This window comes from Mycetocola sp. 2940 (assembly GCF_040548835.1).
Classification (GTDB): Bacteria; Actinomycetota; Actinomycetes; order Actinomycetales; family Microbacteriaceae; genus Mycetocola_A.
The window spans coordinates 69,217-89,922 of sequence record NZ_JBEPSK010000012.1 but is presented as its reverse complement, the minus strand read 5'-3'; the positions used below and the strand labels follow the sequence as shown (position 1 = coordinate 89,922).

The window sequence follows — 20,706 nt, the reverse complement described above, 5'->3', positions numbered from 1 at the left end:
TCGTTTGTCGTTCGGGCGCGCTCCGCGGCCGTGAGCGCACCAGCCGCCGCCGCCCTTGACACGGCCGAGTTCCTTCACATCGACCTCGATCAGTTCGCCGCGGCGTTCTCGTTTGTAACGGGGTCACGGTGGCCCGGGAAGCGCGAATCAGCTAACCGGTCAGGCCGACTGCGGCCCCTCTGCACGAAACCGGCTCACTCAGCAGGGGGCGCACAGCGTCGGGATTCCACGTCCCTGGCGACATGGGCGACGGGACGATGGTCATCCGTCTAAAGCGCATTAACGTGGTGCATGGGAACCTCCGGGAGCGCGGAATCTAGACAATTCCACTGAGCCCGGAGGTTCTCCTCAGATCAACGCGTCAACTATCACCAACGTCATGGCCGGGCACATCGAGGACGACGCAGTGACGTGCCCCCAATCCGGCTGTGCGGGTCGGGGGCACCTCATTGGTGTCAGCGGACCGGGCGGAGTGCCTGACGCTGCTCCAAACGGTGGAACCCCCGCACATCGAGCACCGCCGTCAGCAGCGCCACAGGCGAGAAGCAGAAGAACACGGCTGCCGCCGGGTACGCCCCGAGCAATAACGACAGGCCAGTCCACGCGGCGCAGATCAACACTGTGCTGCCGGGATGAGAAAGAGCGTAGAGCCACGATGCACGCACGATTGCTCGGGCAGGGGCCTTGATGTGCGCGGCGAGGAAGGGCAAATGCACCACGCCGGCGACGAACGCCACTGCGGCAATGACCGTCAGCCCGAGAACAGGAAGCTGCCACGGCGCACCCGTTGCAGTCCAGGTCAACTGGAGAGCGGCCAAGAGCAAGCATCCGACGGCAACGACGACGATACCCACAAGATTCGCGCGCACCACGTTCGCGCGAACAAGCGCTGCGTATCGACGCATCAACGGCTCCTCGCGACTTTCCGGTCGGTGCACGTAGTCCCGGGCGATCTGGTAGCCCGCGGCGGTCGCCGGAAAAAGCCCGAAAACGACCAGCCCCGCCGCAGTGAACAGCAACCAGAGCAGGTTGAGCCAAGCGAGGCGCGCAATCCAGGTGCAGCCGACCCAGACACCCTCAGTTACTTGGTTCACCGCGTCACCCCTTCACCGCACCGACGAGGATTCCCTTGCTGAAGTACCGCTGCGCATACGGATAGAACAGGAGCACGGGGACGATGGCGAAGAGCATCGTGGCCGCGCGAATGTTCTCCGGTATAACTAGGAACCCGTTGCTCACGGTCTGCTGAAAGTTCAGAGCCTGGTCGTTGCTGCCCAGCAGCAGTCGGTAGAGGACCACCTGGATCGGCTGGAGAGCCGTGTCTCGCAAATAGATAAGCGGCCATAGGAACGAGTTCCACGTCTGCACCGCATAGAAGATGGAGATTGTCGCGACGACGGGCGTGGACAGCGGAAGGTAGATCTGCCTCAAAATCTGAAGATCGTTCGCGCCATCGAGGGAGGCTGACTCCTCGAGTTCGTCGGGGATCGCCTCGATGAAGGACTTGGTCACGATCAGCAGGAATGTGCTGATCGCTAGCGGAAGCACCATAATCAGCCAGTTATTGGTGAGGCCGAGACCGCTGTTCACGATGTAGGCGGGCACGATCCCTGCGTCGAAGATCCAGGTGATGATAAACAGCAGCATCACGATCCGGCCCCCGGGCAGCCGCTTCTTAGAAAGCGCGTAAGCCGTGAGATAGGTGAGTACGACGGCGACGATCGTTCCGACAACCGTGTACAGGATCGAGTTCAGCAGGGCGCGGACGACGCCCAGCCGCTCGTTGGTGAGAATGTAGGCGAAGGTCTCGAAATTGATATCGACCGGCCAAAGGAACACTTGGTTTTGCAGCACCGCCTTTCCATCCGACAGCGCCACGGCGACGATGTAGACGAAGGGGTAAATGCATGCGATAGCAATCAGCCCGAGAATCAGTCCATTGACGATGTCGAATAATTCGACGCGCCGGCGCGGACGGTTGCGCTTGGTTTGCATTGTGGTCATGGTCAGAACACCCTCGAACCTGAGAAGCGCTCGGAGGCGCGGTTGGTTGCCACAACCAGCACGAATGCGATTAGGCCCTGAATGAGACCGACTGCCGCTGCGTAGCTGTAGTCGGGGAATCCTTCCGAGGCGAAAGCGAGACGGTAGACGTAGGTCTGGATGACGTCGGCGGTCTCGTACACGCTCGGGTTGTACATAAGGAGGATTTTGTCGAGGTCGACGGTGAGAATCTGACCGACGCTCAGGATGAGGAGGACGGAGATGATGGTGGAAATTCCCGGCAGGGTGACGCTGAACATCTTGCGCCACCTGCCGGCGCCGTCGAGTTCAGCGGCTTCGTAGAGGGCCGGGTCGATGCTCGCCATCGCGGCGACGTAAATGATGACCGAGTATCCGAAGTTCTGCCACACGTGCATCGTCGTGTAGAGCGGACGGAACCACTCGGGCTCGGTGAAGAAGGAAACCGGAGATCCGCCGAAGGCTGTGATCACGCTGTTTACGACACCGCCGTTGGGGGACATCAACGTGTACATGATGCTGACCAGCACGGCGGAGGAAACGAAATACGGCACGAAGCTCAACGTCTGGACGCCCTTGCCGAACCAGCGCAGGCGCACCTCGTTGAGGCCCAGCGCGAACAAGATCGGTATGGGGAAGCTGACCACCAACACGAGGACCGCGAGGATCAGTGTGTTCAGGACGAGGCGACCAATGTTCGGGTCGTTGAAGAAGTCGATGAAGTTCTGGAATCCTACCCACGGGCTGCCACCGATTCCAAGGAATGTTGAGAAGTCCTGGAACGCGATGACCAATGCTGACACTGGTGCGAGCTTGAAGAGGATGAGGTGGATCAGTCCAGGGACCAGCATGAGGTATAGCCAGCGAGCGGCTTTCATGCGTCGCCAAAGGGAGGCAGTGCGCCTCGGCTGGCGAGGGCGGCCGGGCGCCGCTTGGGGAGGGCGGGCGGGCTCCCCTTGGCGAGGGCGGCCGGTTGCGCCGGCCGCGCCTTTTATGTCGACTGTATTGGTCATCATTTTCCTATCTGCACTAATGGCCCGCGGCTCTTCGCCGCGGGCCATAAGTTGCCTGTCAGCTCACGGCATCCAAAGCGGCCTGGTCGATCTCAGTGATCTGCGAGTAACCCAAATCTTCGGCCTCAGTCAGGAAGGCTTCCCATTCGGAGATCGGCCGGTCGCCGGTGACGAACTTGACCATCTCCGCGTCAACGAACGGACTCACCGAAGCCAGGAGCTTCGAGCGCTGCTCCTGCTGTTTGTCGCTGTATTTGAGGACGGGGTTCACGACCAGGGAGTCCTCGAAGTAACCCGTCGCGAAGGACTTGGTGAAGTCGTCCTGCCACTGGTAGAACGCGGCATCATCGACCGGCGCCGGGTAGGTGAGCCGGTCCTGCGCGAAGTTCCAGACGGGCTTGCCGACCTCCTGGTCGGCGTTCTCGGCATAGGACGCGGTGTACTGCTTCTCACCGTTAGATGCGCTATATGACTTCCCCTCCACGCCCCAGTGATAGGTGTCCTGTCCCTCCTCGCTGTAGAGGTGGTCGAGGAACTTGATGACTGCGAGGGAGTTCTCGGTCTTGGCGTTCACAACGAATACTCGGTCCAGGTTGTAGCGTTCATTCGCTGGAACCTTCATCTGGGTACCGCCGTTGCTGAGCGCCGGCATTGTGCCGACGTTGTAGTCCGGGTACGTCTGCTTGTCCGCGTTGGCCATGAAGTACGCGGGACGAGTGAAGAAGTCGTTGGACACTGAGATCTTCCCGGTGAGCATCTTTGTCTGCCAGGCCTCCTCGGTGCTTGCTCCCTTAACCCATTCCGGATCAATCAAGCCCTCGTTGTAGAGCGTTGCGTACCACTCGACCATGTCGCGCGCACCCTCGGACTTGATGTCCAGCCCACGACCGGACTGGTAAATGCCATGAACCTTTCCGGACTCGATGCCGTCATTGGCCGCGAACGCGTACTGGTAATTGATGAACGCGTCGCGTCCGCCCAAGGGGTAGTACTCGGCATCCGAGCCGAAAGTCGCCTTCAGCGTCTGGAGCGCTTCGGTGAACTCCTCCACACTTGACGGCGCCTGAGAGATGCCGGCCTGGGCGAGCATGTCCTGCCGGTAGAACGATACGGGAGCGATTTTCGGATACTCGTTGACGAGACCGTAGATTTTTCCGTCTTCGTTCTCGATGAGTGACTTAAAGTCGGGGTGCTCGTCGATGTAGGCCTCAAGATTCGGTGCGTGCTCCTTGATGAGCGGCGCCAGGTCGAGGAACGCGCCTTGCGCCCCGTAGACCTGGGTTTGCGCCATCGTCGCTACGGTCGTGTCCTCGAGATCGCCGGAGGAGAGCAACAGGTCGAGCTGCTGATAATGGGACTCCTCGGGGCCTCCGTCGACGAGGTCGACTTCGACGCCCGCACCCTTCTGCAGCGGTTCGTTCCAAAGATTATCGTCCAGCCAGTTCTTGAACCGGTCCGGGATCCGGTAGCTGAAAGAGGTTCCGTCCCCAGCGGCGTCCTTGACGTCGCCCGACGTACACCCGGCGAGACCGACGACGAGGGCAGAGGCCCCGAGAATGCCCAAGAGGGCACGTGAAGTCCGCATGATACTCCTTTGTAGTAATGGTGGGATCGTTGCTGCGATGGAAGCCTCTCGAGGCCTGACTTCCCGTTAAGCCTAACTCAGGCAACATGTCCGTCTCGCGCATTGAGAGTATCAGTTCTTGCACGGTCTGCGCAATAATTTCAACGACTCAGTCTCAACAGCCCTAATCTGCGCGTGTTTCGCGCGAAAGTTGGCGAGCCCATGCTTACTCAAGCGCTGAAGCAGCGACCCTGCCCCCTGAGTGTCAAGATTCGATAACCCCTCCCCTACGCCTTGCAGGCGACGACGCAGGGCACGAACGGCCCCACGACCGACACCCGGGTGCTGACCGTAACGACTTCGGTGGGCTCCTGGAGCGTCCCGCTGGAGTTCTCTACATGGAACGACTTCCACACCGCCACGCTGCCCGGGGTGGTCGTCGGCACCGACGGCAAAATTGAGATCTCAGCGTCGCTCTCGCTCTCGGCAGGCGCATGGGGCGTGTTTGATGATGTGCGCTTGTCCGTCCAGTCGACTACCGAGTCGGTAGACAAAGCAGCTCTGGCGACGGCAGTTGCCAACGCGAAAGCCGTCGACCGCTCGCCGTACCGACGCCTCTCTCGCTGTTCTTGATCGGCCCGTTGCGATCGGAGAAGTCGTGATCGCGGGATCACCCGACGGCGAAGAACTGAAAGAAGCGACGAAGGTCGTGAAGAAGGCGGTGAACGCACTCAAGAAAATCAAGCAGCAGCGCTGACGTCGAGGCCCGGAGAGTCGCTCCGAAAGCCGCTCACGTCTCCGGGCGGCGCACGCCAGCAGAGTCGTTGTATCTCGCGCCTTGAGTTTCCGGAACACCGGTCGGGCTGACAGCGCTTGAACCTGCGACCCGTTGGAGGTTATTTCCTAAACTCCGGACTTACCGAAAATCTCCGAAAACTGGCGGATTCCCTTGTGTTTACAGGGAACCGGGCGGTTCACTTGCTCCAATTGTACGCGGACAGACGCGCTCATTCACGGTTGTTTTTCATGGGTTGATGATGGGTAAATGATGGGATATTCGAGCGACTCCTTCGAGGACCAGCGCTAGTCGGACAGACCACCATTGGCTGACCAGAAAGACTTCGTTTGCTTCGACCCAACTCCTCTCGAAAGCGGAACCTCCAGCAGGAACGCTGCTTCACGGGCGCCCCACGGCGCCCGTGTAACTAAGAGCATTTCCCGGGTAGGCGTAGGCTGCGACGGTCAGTTCCGCGGACGTCGTCCGGCAGGTCGTCCGCCGTGGCCCCGCGTGACGGCTCACCCGGGATCCAGCCGAGTCGTCGGGCTGGTACGCCATGCCGTCACTTATCCGATGGCGCCGATCACAGCCATCGAATCCCCGATCACTCCCCAAACGAGTTCCGTCCCTGATAGCGTGAGCGCCAGCAACCGAGCCCGACAGCTCGACCATCCCGAGGAGACGATCCGTGCCGATCCGTTCGACGACCCAGCGCGCAGCGCTGAGTTCCGTGATCCTCGCGGTAGCACTTGCCGGTTGCAGCCCTGTCGAGGCGACGCCCACCGAAGCCCCGGTCGCCTCCGCTACGCCGACCCCGAGACCGTCGAAAGCGCCCTGCATGGAGATCACGCCGTCGCTGCTCGCTGAACTGAACCGCGTCGTCGCCGCGAAAGGTGATGGGGCTACCGTCCCGGGTGGCACTGTCGTCTTCGACGAGGAGACCGGGTTGTGGCACGTTGGCGGGATCATCGACGATCCGCGGAACACCGACGGCTACCTCGCCGTGTGGGCGACGGTCGACGACCCGAGCGTGGAGCCGTTTGTCGGCAAGCTGTTCGCCACACCGCTCGGCGCCGCCGAAGGGTCGATTTCCGAGGTGACAGACGAGGCGCAGATCGACGTGTACGGCCCCGAGCGGATAGGCGCCTGCCTCAACCAAGTGTCGACCAAGGGCTAAGCCCGCGCTCAGTGCTCTAACGTTTTCCTGCCTCGGCTATATCGCTCGCACCTAGCAGCGCGAGGTTACGGAGAACCAGCCGGGTGTCGCGCCACCCGCAAGCCGGACCTTCAACGGCCTCTCCCCCGCAAATGTTGAGACACACGACAGGCGTGTTCCGCAGAGTCGCGTTTGACCCGCCCGTTACGAAATCGCGCTCAGGTACCTGTTACAGACGTTCAAATCATCGGATCGCTAGTGTTCCTTGGGTCAGTTGGTTGCGCGCTGGTCGCACTTTGTGGATCCGTGGCGCCCAGACGCTACTCTCAGCCGATAACACCTCTTTCGTCATCTGAGCCGTTGGCACGGCGAACTGCCCCGCGCCGCGTGACATCTGTTCATGGCGAGTCGCCGATACGGCGATCCAAGCCCAGGCGGTGACTCTGACGGAGGCGGACTGAGTCCGCGCTGAGTACGCTCGTTGGATGGAACATGCCACGAACGGTTATTCAGACCACGTGGGTCTTACTCGCCAGCGAATTCGGACCGGCCTATGTAGAGCGTCCTGAGGCCGAGAGCTTTTGCAATGCTGTCCAAGAAGTCCTCATTGGTGAGGAACCATTCCTTTCCAACCTCGCGACTGGATTTGCCGATTCTGCGCGGGTTGAAGTGCCCAGCGCTTTCGAGTAGTTCGTGGAACGTATTCTCTACCTCCGAGGGCCTCTTGGTGCCCGTTGAATAGACGCGTATGAGAGCCAACGGTTCGGGCATGTGGGTTCGCGCTCCGCTCGAATGCTGTCGGATTCGCAACGCAATATCTGTGGCCTGACCAACCTTGATGAGCGTGTTACCTCGATCAGGGTCCACCTGGCTTTCGAGATATCAGCCGTAGGAGAAGGCGTAGATACCCGGCACCCCGGTCAATTCCGCCAGCGTAAGGGTCGCGGAGTGTTCTTCCTGAATGTCCGCTTCAGCCTCCGCAGCTGGATCGCTATCGGCTCCGCCGCTCTCGACAGCACTGATATTGGCCTGAAGTAGCCTGAAACCCTCAGGCGACAGCACGCCCCGACCGCGCTTCCGCAAACTGTTCAAAGCACCCACGGCTTGGCGCCTCAAGACAGCGCCGGACGTGGTCTTGCCGTCGAGGGCGGCCTCGATCTGGTACCGATAGGTGTAAACGAAATTCTGAGTCGCGACGTTTAGCCGTTCAGCGATTTGTTCGGCGGTCAGGCCCTCTTCAAGGAGACGGTAAACATCTCCCAGCCGACCCTCATTTGTTGCGATCAATTGTCGAATTTCGTCCCGGGGCGACAGGACGTCCGTCAACTTATCGGAGGCTGTGTCCGAGACGCCGTTCTGAGGCGTTTGCGGTGGAATTGGCTCGGGCCGGAAGTCGCTCATCCGTATGACGCTAGTGGCGCCAGTTCGTAGCGCCCTCCCCCACCTTGGGGGTTCACGCATCGCAGTGCGGCCGCTACCAGCCGGAATTCTGGGCGTTGATCGCCGTAGCGATCGCGGGCGACGACCTCGGATTTGCATTGTTTGCAACACCGTCCCGTAGGACGTTCCCCCTGCTGCACGGCAATCTGCGATTCGACACTAAAGCCGCGCTTTGCACGAGGCGCGGCCGCTCTGGCCCTAGGTCCGTGCCGCGAACTCGGCTGTCTGTGCTACTGCGGAGTGGACAGGAACGACGTCAGTGCGGACTGAAACAGCTCGGGATCGACGTTCGCCTCCCAACCGTGCGGAGCACTCGCGGTTTCCACCAGGGTCACGCTCGGATGCGCGGCCGCGAACTCCTTGGTGAGTCTGAAGGGGATCTCGTCGTCTCCCGGAGAGTGCAGAACGAGAGTCGGGACACTCAGCTTGTACCCCCTGCTCCAGTCGAGGCGCCGGAAGTCGAGAGGGGCTGACATCCCTACGATTCTGCTGCCGATCGGAGATCCCAGGGCCCAGGTGACGATCGGGCCAACAAGTCCCGGCAATCCCGCTCGCTCTATACCGTGTCGGACGATCTGGCTCCAGTTGGTCGCTGGGGCTACGAGCACGAGTCGCTCGAACGCCTCCGGTTCTCGCCGCAGCAGCTCGAGTGCGACGCCTGCACCCATCGACCACGCGACGACGAACACCTCCTGTGCGCCATGCAACCGGGCGAACCCGATCGCATCGGCCAGGTCGCTCCACTCGCGCTGACCGAGGTAGGAGACCGGGGCAAAAGGCCCGTCGCCGGCGCCGCGGTAAGTGACCACGAGTGATGTCAGGCCGGCGCGCTCGGCCACTTCGACAGAGCGCAGGGTCACCAGCCGGGACGTACGGATCCCCTGAACATGAATGACCCAAGGCGCACCAGGATCGCTTGCGCGGAAGAGCCATGCCGGCGCAGTCGTGCCGTCGCGAAGCGGGATGGCGGTGTCTTCCCACTTCGCGTCGATCTGCGACGGACTATGCATGACATGGCCGGTCCACTGCGCCTCGAATGGCTCCGTCGGGACCGCCATGGTCGCGTTCACGAGACGGCGGACCACGCGTTGCTCGCCCGAATACTCGACGGGCCCGACGGGCCCGACGAGGGCATGGTGCTGGAAGTTCTGACCGAACCAGAGCCCATAGTTGCCGGGAGCGATCGTGAGGGTGCTTTGAGGGAGCTCTATTGTCTCGCCGACCCGTCGTGCGATGATCACCTTCCGACGTGGCGCAACTCCCACCACTCGGAGAGCGAGCTTCCGGATGAACCAAGCTGCCGGCCCGACCACGATGGTGAGCCCGACGATTACGACGACGACGGGGATCACGCGTTGACTGCCTTCGGATCGACGCTCGTCATCCTGAGTACGGTGGGCGCCTTCATCTGCCGATCGAGCACCTCCGCCGTGGCACGCAGCAGCACTCGCTCCCTAGTAGTCAGGGGTTCGCTATTTGCGATGTCGGTCAGGCGCACTGCCAGTCGGTACGCCTCGTGCACCGGATCCTCATCGGGGATCGCGGCTAGCGTCATACCACGGCCGACATTTGCGCGCTTGAGGAGTCGGCCAAGGGCCGCGTGCACTGGCCTCCGAGTCGCCCGAGCAATCGCGAAAGCGATGATCCCCGCACAGACGAGCACCACTCCCCCGTAGAACGGAATCGTGAACAGGCTGCCGACGAACTCCACGGCAGGGGTCCCGCCCTGCCGTGCGACGCGGAGCGTGAGGTAGACAATCTCTATCAGGCTCGCGACGATGATCGCCCACGCCCCGACGCGGATGAGCACGTAGGGACGGGGCGTGCGCAGATGGATGCCGATAAGCATGCGGGACATGATCACGATCACCCACGTCATGTAGATCGACGCATACGCCCACAAACCCAACTGGGTGGCAGTCTCCTTCACGAAGTCGCCGGAGGTGCGGCCTCTATCGGCAATCAAGAAGAAGGGGATCGTGAAGGAGACGAATATCGCGGGCAACTCCCAGAGGCTCCTCCTGTTGAATCGTGTCCCGTCCAGAGTGCGCGAAGCCTGCATGACGAACCAGAAAGCGGTCGTTGCCAACACGTTTTGCACGAGGTTCACGACATTCGAGCCACCCATCCATCCGTCGATCACAGGGACGGGGACGGCTACACCAACCATGAAGACAGCCCCCAGGCCTGCTAGGGAAGCGACCCAGGTCAATCGGCTCGACGGTTCCCGTAATGCCGAAGGCAGACGCAGCAACGTGAGTACCAACAGTGCAAGAAACGCGACCGCCTCGATGCGTATGTGCATTAGCCGAACACCGCCTCGTCGCGGTCCTGGCGCGGGCGAAGCACGAGACGAGAGAGCATCTGCGACAGCTTCTCAGCCTCAGCTTCCATCACGAGCCCGGCATCACTGAAGTCCAGGTCGACCTCAAAGTCGGGCGTCACTATTCCTCGCGCCAGTACTGTCTGCCCTGCACGAACGTGATCATGGCCCGGGTGCTTGATCGGGAGTGTCGCGCATCCGGTATGTTCGAACGCCACGTGTGACAGCTCGTGGAGCACCGTGTGGAACTGGTACCACCGCGGGTCGGTTTTGCGTACGAGGATCTTCGCCGAATCGGAGGCGAGCAGCACGAGTCCCGTAATGTTCTCCCAGTCGCGGTCACCAACTGGCTCGACGTCGATTCGCTTGCCAGTTGCGAGCGCGACGTGGCGGACGATATCGGTAAGCTCCACGTCCGACGGGAGCTTCAGGCGTTCGAGCTGCGCCTCAGCACGACTGCGTAACTCACGCTGATTCCGCGATGGGGTGTAGGTCATGGCAGTCCATTTCCGACCGCAAGCGCCTGTGCTGCGATCGCCCGACGTACTTCCACTATACGCGCCTGCGCAGTCGAGCGACGAGGACTATCTCACTGCGCAGAGATAGATCGCAGCGACTGCGCGATCGCCCGCAGGGCCGCCGGAGAGACATCACCGACAGCACGTGCGGAGATCGAGTCCGCCCCTGAACTTTTCAGCGCTTCGCGGAACTCGATGTTGGCTTCCGCCACCTCTGCGGCCTCGTCGTCGTCCAGATCCAACAGGTACGTGGGGGTGATTCCGGCATACTCACTCACACCCTCCAGCAGACGTACCCGTACAGATACGTCTCCGGTCCCCGCGAGAAGTGAAGTCCACTCGGCGAGATCCAGCGAAACCCCGCGTTCCGCGAGGTCCTGGATCAGCCCGTCGACGTCAAACGCTGAGCCATCGACCCGAGGCGCATGGGCGATCGCAGTCATCCGCCGACCAAGCTCGCGGGGCCGGGTCTGCACCCTGGGCTCAATCTCGTCCGCGGCGCCGATCGACGCAGCGACACGAGAGATCTCGTGAGGATGTGTTCCAAGCGCGAGCGCGATGTTCTCAATGTCGTTCGCGTCGAACGGAGCACTGCCACGCAGCCGTGCGTAGTAGTAGCTGGAAGACATCCCAGTGCGCTCGATGAGTTCCTGGTTCGTCATTCCCGCAGCGTCGCGAAGGGTCGACACGGCGCGCACCAGGTCCATCGACCAGCCACCGGCCTCACCAAGCGAGCGTCTACCCACGTAAACAGGGTAGCGCAGGCCACCAGCCGATGTTTGCCTATTCGCGCAGGGCCGGTGTATCGTTGTCTATATACGCACTACCCTGAAGCGGCTCCCGGACGAATGCACTTCGAAGAGGAGGTGAAGAGCGGCGACGACCTGATCCAGCGGGACCTCACCCACGGCTGTCTACCCACAACGCGTTCGACCAGCGCTCGCGCTTAGCTTGCACTTTCGCACTCTGATGGCCCTGCTTTTGGGGCGCGGTCTGGCGAGGTGACTTTTCGGCTTCACATGGAGCACCTTTTTGTCACGAACGCGCATGCGGCGCGCAGTCTCTGACGGGAAGGTGATCCATTTGTCAACCAGCGGGATGTTTCGGATGAATATCGCGGATGCTCTTCTGTCCACGAGTCGACTGACGACACGGGATGCCGCCATCGTTCTTGCCCAGGCCGGCATCCCGATTTTCCCTTGTGTAACGCACGGGAAGCGTCCTCTCACCCATGCAGGCTTCCTCGAAGCCACAAGCGACATCGTTCAAATTGGCGCGTGGTGGGCTCGATGGCCAATGGCGAACATCGGGCTGCCCACAGGCAGCGAATCGGGCATCGAGGTCGTGGACGTCGATGTGACGCGCACAACATCCGGCTTCGCTGCGTTCGACAGGGCGAGTGCCGCCGGACTCCTTGAAGGGGAACTCGCCCGCGTCGGTACCCCGTCCCGAGGGATGCATGTGTACTTCCCCGCGATGGCGTCTCGGCCGCAACGTTGCTGGCAGGTTGCCTCTGCGCACATCGACTTCCGCGCGAACGGTGGCTATGTCGTCGTGCCTCCATCCACACTCGAAACGGACAATGGCCGAGTCAGCTACCGCCTCTCCTCAGTTTCAACCACAGGTTCAAAGCCGGTGGACGCCATCGCGCTCCGCGACTTCATCTCTCCCCGGCCGCCGCGGAGACCGCAGGGGCGAACCCTAGTCACCTCGGTTGAGGCAGACCGGCTTGCGCACTGGGTGAGCCGGCTACAGGAGGGCGAGCGCAACCGCGGGCTGTTCTGGGCGGCCTGCCGACTATCCGAGGCCGGGTTCACGCCAGCTGCTGTCGAAGCAACGCTGGCCCCCGCCGCGCAGACCGCAGGCCTCCCCGCTTGGGAGATCGCTGCAACGATCAGCTCCGCGGGCCGGCAGACTGCCACCGGCCCGCCTGGCCCAACAGAAATGACGTGGTTCAACCGCGATGCATCGGGCAAGGGTTCCGGGGAGACACGATGCCTGCCGTGACCAGGGCGCCGAGACGAACTTCGTCTCGCGATGTTGCGGCCCGTCGAACTCCGACTTCCCCGCGACTCGGCGCACACGTAGCGATGGCCCAGCGCCGTTTCGGGCAAGCGTCAGTACTCCTTCTGTTCAAATGACGAGCGCGAGGAAGGCACAACAATGGATGAAGACGAGTTCGATGAGTCACTCGACAAAGCCAGCGTCGGGGATGTCGGCGATGAACAGCGATCGGAGCCGGTTCTTGAGGACGGTTCGCGTCACTCAGCATTGCGACGAGTTAGTAACGGGGATTCGCGCATGAGCGCCGCGACGGCAGAGAATCGCGACCCGCGTCCCGAGATCGTCTGGGTTCGCGCCTCAGATCTATTGAGCACTGGCACCGGACGCATCGCCGGCCGCGGCATCGACCTTGAAGCCGACCTCTCGCGACGCATGCGGCGAAGCCCTGCCATCGCTCGTCGTGCACTCCGGGAACGCGCCGACCGGCTTCCGCCACTCACCGAGTTCGGGCGTGCAACCGGGAATCCCCCGTTGTTCTGGTACCGGCTTCTACGTCGCTGACTGGGTCCACCCCTCTAAGCACGGCAACGCACACCTAGAAGACGGGAGGAAGGTGCCGTTATGGATCGGATTACGCACCGGAATTCAAGCCCGAACTCATTCCGTAACTCCGAAGGGCTGAGGGTCCTGCTCGGCCGCCTACAAGCGGACGGAGGTTCCGGGTGGAGGACGGACCCCGAGGCGTCCGAATTGATGCGGTACGCCGCTGAGCGCTATGCGGCGCTGGCGCGCAAGCACGGTCTGGATCCCTGGGAGGCGGCCACGGCTGCGTATGACGCCATGCGCGCGCCGTCTACGCTGCGTGCCGACGACCCATGGGCGATCGTTACCCGGGCAGTGCAAGTGACATGTATTGCGGAGGAGCGCGCTCAGGGACTTCTGTGCTCGGTACAACAGGCGCGCCGAGCCAGAGTCTCGAAATACCACGACCCAGAACGCCTCAGTGATCGTGAGCACTCACTAGCCGACTATCACCCGGCGTTCCGCACGAACCCGGCTGACGCGCAGACTGAATCGCCGCCGCTCGAAGTCGAGTCGGCGGTCGAGGACGCGATCATGTTGTTCACCCTGCTCGGCTGGCCGGCGGACCGCGCTCGAGACGGCGTCGAGTACATCTGCGGTCGGCTCGCGGATGCATCTTCGCGTGCGTCCGCTTACGAATCCCTCAGGAGGGACTACGCCGCCCGCGCGCTCCTCGACCTTCCGCAACCTGCCTGGACGGCGATGCTCCGCGCATTGCTGGGTTCCTGCGACCCGCTGCAGGCACACACCACGGCCGGCCGTGGAATCTTGCTTCGATTGCTCATCGGCGAGCCGCTTCGCACCCTCTTCCGCGACGACAACCTTGTCTCGGACATCGCCGGCAATGCCCCGAGCGTGCAGCTATGACCAGCACCCCTGGGCACATCGAGCTCGAGCGGTCGATCGACTCCATCCGGATCGGTTCGAGACATCGCACCGATCTCGGCGACGTCGACGCGCTCGCAGCGTCGATACAAAGCCACGGGATGCTGCAGCCGATAACGGTGACCCCCGAAGGCATCCTCGTTTGTGGGGCCCGCCGCCTGGCCGCCCTTCGCCAGCTGGGGGTACGCAAACTCAACGTCTGGGTTCGCTCCGGGCTCTCGGACCGGCTCACACAGCTACTCGCGGAGCAGGACGAAAACGCGCTCCACAAGTCCCTGAGCCCCACCGAAGCCGCAACCCTGTACCGGGAAGTGAAGATGCTACTCGCCGAGGACGCGCGGCGCCGGCAGGAGGCATCTCGTTTCGGGTCAGAGCGCAAAAACCGGAAATTTGACGGTGCCGCCACGGTGGCGGCACCGTCAACGCCGCTCGATGGCGAAACACGAGCACAAGCGGCACTCTTCGTGACCGGGCGACGCTCATATACGACGCTCGACCGAATTGGCGACCTGCAACGTATAGCGGCTAACGAAGCCTTCGACGAGTCCACTCGTAGGTCTGCGACCGTCGAATTGGACTCAATCGACCAGGGAGGCTCGGTGACTTCCGCGCACCGTCGTATGAGTACCCATCTAACTGTCAGAGAGCTGGAGCGATTAGCGACAGATCCAACACAACCCGAGGACGTCCGACAAACCTCGTCTTTGGGCGCGGCTCGGGTGCACGCTGCCTCGCACTCATCGACTGAGATGGAGCTCGCGGAGGTGGCTCGAGAAGCGCTCGCGCGCGCCAAGATGGCGAAGTCACAAAACACTCAGCCAGCCACCGTAAAGGATCCGACGCTCCCCGCGCGCTCGTTCGTATTCCTTTGGAGCGACCTGCGTGAATGGTGGCTCCGCTACGACTGCCTCGAAATTTCTACGGAGATCACCAACGAGCAGTGGGAGCAGTTTGAAGCGACCTTGGCCGGCACGATCGAGTTCGCAGAGCGGCTGCGGTCGCTACGCGCCGAATCCCGCAGATCGGCTCCGGTACAGGCGAGCGGTACACCTTTCGGGTGATGCTCCCCGCTACCTCTCACCCAGGGAGTTCTGATGCACTTTGTTCACAGGCGCTGTCTGCTCATTGCGATCGCGGGCATCACCATCACCATGATGGCGATAGTGGTCGTTGGTGTGCTCGGGCTGATGCGTGGACCGTCGACAGCAACCCAGCCAGAATCGTCTGAGCACGAAACGTCCCGTTCAACGACGTACCAACGCCCCGACAGGCCGCGGCCGCTGCTCATTACGTTAGATGCCGAGCTCTTTGCTCGGAGCATTTCGCACGGACTATTCAACTGGGACACGCGCTACGTGGGTGGGCCATCCCCTTGGGCCCAGGTACTGGTCGACGTCGCCGATCCGGGTGAAGGGCCTGCTGTGGCATCCGATATTCGGAGGTTCCTGCCCGTGACGGAGATGTGGGAGCAACTGGCCGATTACGGCACGCGGCAGTGGCTCGAAGTGAAGTCCCTTGATGTCCCGGACGCATGGTCGACCGCGCTCCGGCAGGCGGCACCGGGACAAATTCCGCAAGGTGCTTCGGCATTCACGATCGTGGGCACCGCTCATCGAGAGGGTACGTGGGGTACCGACATCATCCGCACCGAGCGAGACGTAACGTTCACGGTCTTCGTCAGGTGCCCGGGTGCGGAACCGTGCACCCTCCTTCGGCTCTCGCAGCTCGACAAACCTCTGAAGTGAGTCCCGAAGATGAAGAAGCTCATCGGCATTCTTGTTGTACTTGTGTTTGCCAGCCCAATCGCCGGTCTAATGAGTGTCGCCGCGTTGATGAACCCCGCCATGACCTCTTGTGGATCAGGGTCGCTCGTCGTCGGGGCAATCCCGGACTCTCTCACCGCTGAAACTCGCGACGGTCGGTCGGTCGTCTTGAACCGTCGGCAGTTGACCCACGCTTCAACGATCATCACAATCGGATCGCGAACGCCCAGCGTCGGCCGTCACGGAGTACTCATCGCATTGATGGCCGCCCTCACCGAGTCGACACTGCGGATGCTCGCCAACACCAGCGCTTATCCCGATTCTGCGCACTATCCGAACGACGGGGTCGGCTCCGACCACGACTCCTTAGGTCTTTTCCAGATGCGTCCAGTCTTGGGCTGGGGAACAGTCGCCGAACTCATGCACCCGCAGTATCAGGCGCGAGCATTCTTCGGCGGGCCGTCGGGTCCGAACGCCGGATCGCCTCGCGGGCTGCTCGACATCACCGGTTGGCAGCGACTAGATCCGGGCGAAGCCGCACAGGCCGTCGAAGTCAGCGCCTATCCTGATCGATATCAGAACTATCAGCCGGTAGCAGAAGCGATCCTTTCCGCGCTCACCCGCACAGAATCGACGGGCACGAACGTTACCGGGCCGTCTGTTCCCGAGACGTCTCGAGTTGTGTTTCCGCTCCCGCCGGGCTCCTATACGGTTTTTCGCAACTTCGGATGGCGGATCGATCCGTTCAGTGGTTCGGCCGAGTTTCACAGAGGCAGCGACCTCGCAGCGCCGCTAGGCACGCCGATCCTCGCGGTCGCCGACGGGGCCGTCGTTTTCGCTGGGCAGCGTTCCCCGCACGGCGGGCAGGTCATCATCGAGCACACGGTCGCTGGCGAGCGCGTCGCCTCGTATTACCACCACATGTACGATCACGGCATCCACGTCGCTACGGGCGAGAGCGTGGCAGCTGGCCAGCACATCGGCGATGTTGGCTCCGCTGGCCGGTCGACGGGCCCGCACCTCCACATTGAGATCCACCCGGGCGGAGCAGATGAACCGGCCGTCGATGCATTGGATTGGCTCTCCGAACACACCGCTGTCGGCGTCGCCGGCGCAGAGGTCGCGATGGCCGGGTGCACATCCAGAAGGGCTGCTTGAGATGGACATCTTCCCCGACTTCAGCGCCGTCGGCGGCGCCGAAGAATTACAGCGGATCGTCGGTGCGCTGCTGACACTCGTGCTCATCATCGCGGTGCTCATGATGATCATCAACGGTGTTACATGGGCGCTCGCATCCGCTAACGGCCACTTCCAGATCGCTGCCCGGGCCCGCGTCGGCCTGTGGGTTGCCTGCGGCACTGCAGCTCTTACTGGTGTCGGCGTTGCCTGGGTGGACTTCCTGCTCGACGTCGGCTCTACTCTCTGAGCCAGCGTGCTTCGCGGGGACACCCTGCGCTCCTCAGTGTCGTACGCATTCACCAACTCAGGAGCAGATCGTGGTCGACATTGATCCAAACTCAACGGGCCTTCCCGGCATCGACCAACTACGCGTCATCGTCGGTGCGGTGATGACCGTTGGCCTCATTCTGAGCGTGCTCGCCTTGATCATCGCGGCGATCGTGTGGGGCTTCGGGGCCAACTCGTCGAACCCGCACCTGGCTTCGCGCGGCAAGCTCGGCGTGCTCGTCGCATGCGCCGCGGCGATCGTCTGCGGATCGGCAGTTACCCTCGTGAACTTCTTTTGGAACGTCGGCCAAGCCGTTTGACCCAAACGGGCAAGTGATGCGGGGGTCGAGATGAGCGTGTGCGATGTGCCCGTGATCGCTGAGGTGTGCACCGCTGTCGGCGAGGGCACCGCCTCACTCATCGCGGCGCCGTTCGACTGGCTCGCGCACGCGATGGGATCCGCCGCTGCCTGGCTGTTCGAGTCAGTCTGGGCGGCGTTCGACACGACCACACTTGTCGACCTCACCGACCCCACGTACCTCGACGTCTACAACGTCCTCTTCGGCGTCGCAGTCTTCATCACACTGGTGCTCTTTTGCCTGCAACTCATTACTGGGCTTGTCCACCGCGACCCGACGGCACTCTCCCGAGCAGCGATTGGCCTGGCCAAGTCGGTACTCGGGTCATTCGTCATTCTCACCATTACCGGGCTGCTACTCGAGATCACTGACCAGCTAACGATCGGAGTAGTACAGGCGAGCGGTAACACCATGGAGGGTATGGGCGATCGCATCGCGCTACTCGCTACTGGTCTCACTGCGATCAATGTTGGCGCGCCCGGCGTCGGTGCGATTGTGACCATCTTCCTGTCCGCGCTCGCGATCAGTGCGGCAGCGATCGTGTGGTTCTCACTTCTTATCCGCAAGGCGCTGCTGCTCGTAGCGATCGTGTTCGGCCCGATAGCTCTCGCCGGTGCAACGTGGGATGCCGCCAAGGGATGGTTCACAAAGTGGATCGCGTTTGTGATTGCTCTCATTCTGTCGAAACTTGTACTCGTCGTAATTTTCCTCGTAGCGGTTGCGCAGGTCTCGGCCCCGATCGATGCAGATTTGGCTTCTATCAGCGATCCGATCGCCGGGATCGTCTTGATGTTCATCGCTGCATTCGCGCCGTACATCTCGTACAAGTTCCTCAGTTTCGTGGGGTTCGACATACATCACGCGATATCCAGCGAGCAGGAGGCGAAGTCGGCCCTGAACCGGCCGGTCCCCGTTCCGAACTCACCAATGACAGACGGCGTCAAGAAAGTCCTAGGCTCGAGCGGCGACGGCGGCGGAAGCGGAAGCGCGATACCAACGCAAGGCCGCCATGCCCCCACTCTCGGCTCGAGCGGCGGAGGACCCGGTCCCGCTTCGTCGGCTGGCGGTCCCGGCGCGGCGAGCGCCTCGAGCGCCGGCGCGGTCAGCAGGGCAGGCGCGGTTGCGGCACCCGCCGTGGCCGGGGCAGGTGTAGCGGTCGGCGCTGCGGTGGCCGGTGCTGCCGCCAAAGCTGGTCCGAAGGTCGGAAGCCTGGTCGGACAGACGGCAGATAGCCAGACGCAGGAGGCCGGCGTCGTGGTGAAGCCGAGCACCCCGCCGCCTGTGCTGGCGCCCGCGCGGTCAACGAAACCGACACCTTCGTCCATGACTCCCTCCCCAGGAGCCGAACGCGCGCGGAGGGACGTGTAGCTATGGACACCGACACAACTCGCTCAGAGTACGACCTTTCACCGGTGCAGTTTTCACGACTGACTCGACGAGGCATCCTGTTGGGGCTATCGGCGCCGCAGTTGATTGCCCTGTCGATATCGATCTTGACCATAGTCACAGCGCTTTACACAGCGGGTGCACCTGGCATCGCATGGTCGAGCCCGATCTGGGTCCCCGCGGCAGCCATCGTGTGCGTCCCGATCAGTGGCCGCAAGATCGTGGAGTGGGTGCCGATTGTCGCCCGGTGGGTGTGGCGCGCTGCCTATAGGCAACTCACCTACCGGCGACACATCGTTCGCCCGCGCCCGGTCGGAACCCTGGCACTCCCGGGGGACGCATCTGCCCTGCGGGAGTGGGACGATCCTGAGTCAGGAGCGGTCATGGTCCATGACCCGCACTCGCAAACCCTCACCGCGATCGTTTGGGTGTCGCATCCAGCATTCGCACTGCTCGACCCTGGGGAGCAGCATCGGCGAGTGGTGGGGTGGGGACGCGTGCTTGCAAGTGCCTGCAGGTCGGGGAGAATCGCTCGACTGCAGGTGTCGGAGCGCACACTGCCCGATTCCGGCACCGGGCTCGCAGAGTGGTGGCAGCAACACGGGATCGATGACGACACCTGGGCCGCGACTACCTACCGCGATCTGATCGAGCGGGCAGGACCGGCCGGTGAACGCCACGAGACAACGATCAGTCTCTCGCTCGATGTCGCTGCTTGCTCGCGTCAAATTCGCAGCCAAGGGGGCGGTATGCGCGGCGCGGCGGCGGTTCTCCGCCAGGAGATGACCGCTCTCACCGGGGCGCTGCGCGCCGCGGACCTCATCGTCGGCGATTGGCTTGCCGCTGACGAGCTCGCGAGCATACTGCGAACTGCGTATGACCCCGCCGTCGCCGTCGATCTGGAACGGCATCCTGGAATCGGTCGAGATCTCGCGACGGCTGGCCCAGTAGCTGTCGCCGAGAGCTGGGATCGCCTGCGCTCGGACAGCGCGTTCCATGCAGTGCTGTGGATCAGCGAATGGCCCAGGTCGCAGGTGTTCCCCGGGTTCCTTTCACCTCTCGTCTTCACCAATGGCATCCTTCGCGTTGTGTCACTGCACTACCTTCCCGTTCGCGCGGATCAGGCCGCGCGCGACCTCCGAAAGAAGAAGACCGAACTCCTCAGCGACGCCCACCAGCGCAGGCGCTTTGGCCAGATCGAGGATGCCAGCGCGACCGCGGAGTACGACGACTTGCTGCAGCAGGAGGCAGAACTCACCGCGGGGCACGGCGTGCTCCGCACGACCGGTCTCGTCTGCATTACCGCTCCAACTGTCGACGAGCTGGACGCGGCGGTCGCCTCGATCGAGCAAGCCGCCATTCAAGCTTCGTGCGAAACGCGCCGTCTCGTCGGCCAACAGGCGCAAGCCTTCACCGCGGCAGCTCTGCCTCTCTGCCGCAGCGTGTGAACGGTGCGCACCTGTTATG

22 protein-coding genes are annotated in these 20,706 nt (G+C 62.5%); 12 read left to right on the top strand and 10 right to left on the bottom strand.

Going from position 1 to position 20,706, the window contains the following annotated elements; genetic code table 11:
- Positions 1-455: 455 nt before the first annotated feature.
- From ABIE24_RS14230 to ABIE24_RS14215, 4 genes are all read right to left on the bottom strand, one after another.
- On the bottom strand, positions 456-1,094 hold the full coding sequence (locus tag ABIE24_RS14230; protein ID WP_354500781.1) for a YesL family protein: 639 nt from the start codon (positions 1,092-1,094) through the stop codon (positions 456-458).
- Between the two features lie 4 nt (positions 1,095-1,098).
- Positions 1,099-1,995: a carbohydrate ABC transporter permease gene (locus tag ABIE24_RS14225; protein WP_354500779.1), complete on the bottom strand. Its 897-nt coding sequence runs from the start codon at positions 1,993-1,995 to the stop codon at positions 1,099-1,101.
- Between the two features lie 11 nt (positions 1,996-2,006).
- Positions 2,007-2,873 (bottom strand): ABC transporter permease, encoded by an 867-nt coding sequence (locus ABIE24_RS14220; RefSeq protein ID WP_354500777.1) that lies wholly within the window; start codon positions 2,871-2,873, stop codon positions 2,007-2,009.
- 220 nt (positions 2,874-3,093) lie between these two features.
- Positions 3,094-4,620 (bottom strand): type 2 periplasmic-binding domain-containing protein, encoded by a 1,527-nt coding sequence (locus ABIE24_RS14215; RefSeq protein WP_354500775.1) that lies wholly within the window; start codon positions 4,618-4,620, stop codon positions 3,094-3,096.
- A gap of 273 nt (positions 4,621-4,893) precedes the next feature.
- On the opposite strand from ABIE24_RS14215, the gene ABIE24_RS14210 reads away from it, so the two are divergent.
- Both ABIE24_RS14210 and ABIE24_RS14205 read left to right on the top strand, forming a co-directional pair.
- A complete protein-coding gene (locus tag ABIE24_RS14210) occupies positions 4,894-5,232 on the top strand; it encodes a hypothetical protein (RefSeq protein WP_354500773.1) in 339 nt (112 codons plus the stop codon).
- A gap of 833 nt (positions 5,233-6,065) precedes the next feature.
- Positions 6,066-6,554, top strand: coding sequence for a hypothetical protein (locus ABIE24_RS14205; protein ID WP_354500771.1), 489 nt, complete (start codon positions 6,066-6,068; stop codon positions 6,552-6,554).
- Between the two features lie 504 nt (positions 6,555-7,058).
- Here the strand turns inward: ABIE24_RS14205 and ABIE24_RS14200 are convergent.
- The 6 genes from ABIE24_RS14200 to ABIE24_RS14175 all read right to left on the bottom strand — a co-directional run bounded on the left by ABIE24_RS14200 (position 7,059) and on the right by ABIE24_RS14175 (position 11,560).
- A complete protein-coding gene (locus ABIE24_RS14200; protein ID WP_354500769.1) occupies positions 7,059-7,400 on the bottom strand; it encodes a GIY-YIG nuclease family protein in 342 nt (113 codons plus the stop codon).
- Positions 7,401-7,415: 15 nt separating this feature from the next.
- Positions 7,416-7,934 (bottom strand): hypothetical protein, encoded by a 519-nt coding sequence (locus ABIE24_RS14195; RefSeq protein WP_354500767.1) that lies wholly within the window; start codon positions 7,932-7,934, stop codon positions 7,416-7,418.
- A gap of 269 nt (positions 7,935-8,203) precedes the next feature.
- Positions 8,204-9,325, bottom strand: a complete 1,122-nt coding sequence (locus ABIE24_RS14190) for an alpha/beta hydrolase family protein (protein ID WP_354500765.1) — start codon at positions 9,323-9,325, stop codon at positions 8,204-8,206.
- Entirely contained in the window at positions 9,322-10,278 is a 957-nt protein-coding gene (locus ABIE24_RS14185) for a hypothetical protein (RefSeq protein WP_354500763.1), read from the bottom strand. Before ABIE24_RS14185 ends, ABIE24_RS14190 begins: the two co-directional genes overlap by 4 nt.
- Positions 10,278-10,793 (bottom strand): hypothetical protein, encoded by a 516-nt coding sequence (locus ABIE24_RS14180; RefSeq protein WP_354500761.1) that lies wholly within the window; start codon positions 10,791-10,793, stop codon positions 10,278-10,280. Before ABIE24_RS14180 ends, ABIE24_RS14185 begins: the two co-directional genes overlap by 1 nt.
- A gap of 92 nt (positions 10,794-10,885) precedes the next feature.
- A complete protein-coding gene (locus ABIE24_RS14175; protein ID WP_354500759.1) occupies positions 10,886-11,560 on the bottom strand; it encodes a helix-turn-helix domain-containing protein in 675 nt (224 codons plus the stop codon).
- A gap of 361 nt (positions 11,561-11,921) precedes the next feature.
- Here ABIE24_RS14175 and ABIE24_RS14170 point away from each other — a divergent pair, with 361 nt between their 5' ends.
- The 10 genes from ABIE24_RS14170 to ABIE24_RS14125 all read left to right on the top strand — a co-directional run bounded on the left by ABIE24_RS14170 (position 11,922) and on the right by ABIE24_RS14125 (position 20,687).
- Positions 11,922-12,821: a bifunctional DNA primase/polymerase gene (locus tag ABIE24_RS14170; protein ID WP_354500757.1), complete on the top strand. Its 900-nt coding sequence runs from the start codon at positions 11,922-11,924 to the stop codon at positions 12,819-12,821.
- Positions 12,822-12,977: 156 nt separating this feature from the next.
- Positions 12,978-13,379: a hypothetical protein gene (locus tag ABIE24_RS14165; protein WP_354500755.1), complete on the top strand. Its 402-nt coding sequence runs from the start codon at positions 12,978-12,980 to the stop codon at positions 13,377-13,379.
- Between the two features lie 192 nt (positions 13,380-13,571).
- Entirely contained in the window at positions 13,572-14,267 is a 696-nt protein-coding gene (locus tag ABIE24_RS14160; protein WP_354500753.1) for a hypothetical protein, read from the top strand.
- Positions 14,264-15,346 (top strand): ParB N-terminal domain-containing protein, encoded by a 1,083-nt coding sequence (locus ABIE24_RS14155; RefSeq protein ID WP_354500751.1) that lies wholly within the window; start codon positions 14,264-14,266, stop codon positions 15,344-15,346. Before ABIE24_RS14160 ends, ABIE24_RS14155 begins: the two co-directional genes overlap by 4 nt.
- A gap of 33 nt (positions 15,347-15,379) precedes the next feature.
- Positions 15,380-16,030, top strand: a complete 651-nt coding sequence (locus ABIE24_RS14150; RefSeq protein WP_354500749.1) for a hypothetical protein — start codon at positions 15,380-15,382, stop codon at positions 16,028-16,030.
- 9 nt (positions 16,031-16,039) lie between these two features.
- The gene (locus ABIE24_RS14145) at positions 16,040-17,206 is read left to right on the top strand and encodes a M23 family metallopeptidase (protein WP_354500747.1); all 1,167 of its coding nucleotides are present in this window, start codon (positions 16,040-16,042) and stop codon (positions 17,204-17,206) included.
- 1 nt (position 17,207) lies between these two features.
- Entirely contained in the window at positions 17,208-17,474 is a 267-nt protein-coding gene (locus tag ABIE24_RS14140; protein ID WP_354500745.1) for a DUF6112 family protein, read from the top strand.
- 70 nt (positions 17,475-17,544) lie between these two features.
- A complete protein-coding gene (locus ABIE24_RS14135; RefSeq protein WP_354500743.1) occupies positions 17,545-17,814 on the top strand; it encodes a DUF6112 family protein in 270 nt (89 codons plus the stop codon).
- Positions 17,815-17,844: 30 nt separating this feature from the next.
- Positions 17,845-19,221 carry a TrbL/VirB6 family protein gene (locus ABIE24_RS14130; protein ID WP_354500741.1) on the top strand — a complete coding sequence of 459 codons (1,377 nt, stop codon included), beginning with the start codon at positions 17,845-17,847 and terminating at the stop codon, positions 19,219-19,221.
- A 2-nt stretch (positions 19,222-19,223) separates the two neighbouring features.
- Entirely contained in the window at positions 19,224-20,687 is a 1,464-nt protein-coding gene (locus ABIE24_RS14125; protein ID WP_354500739.1) for an SCO6880 family protein, read from the top strand.
- Positions 20,688-20,706 lie beyond the last annotated feature (19 nt).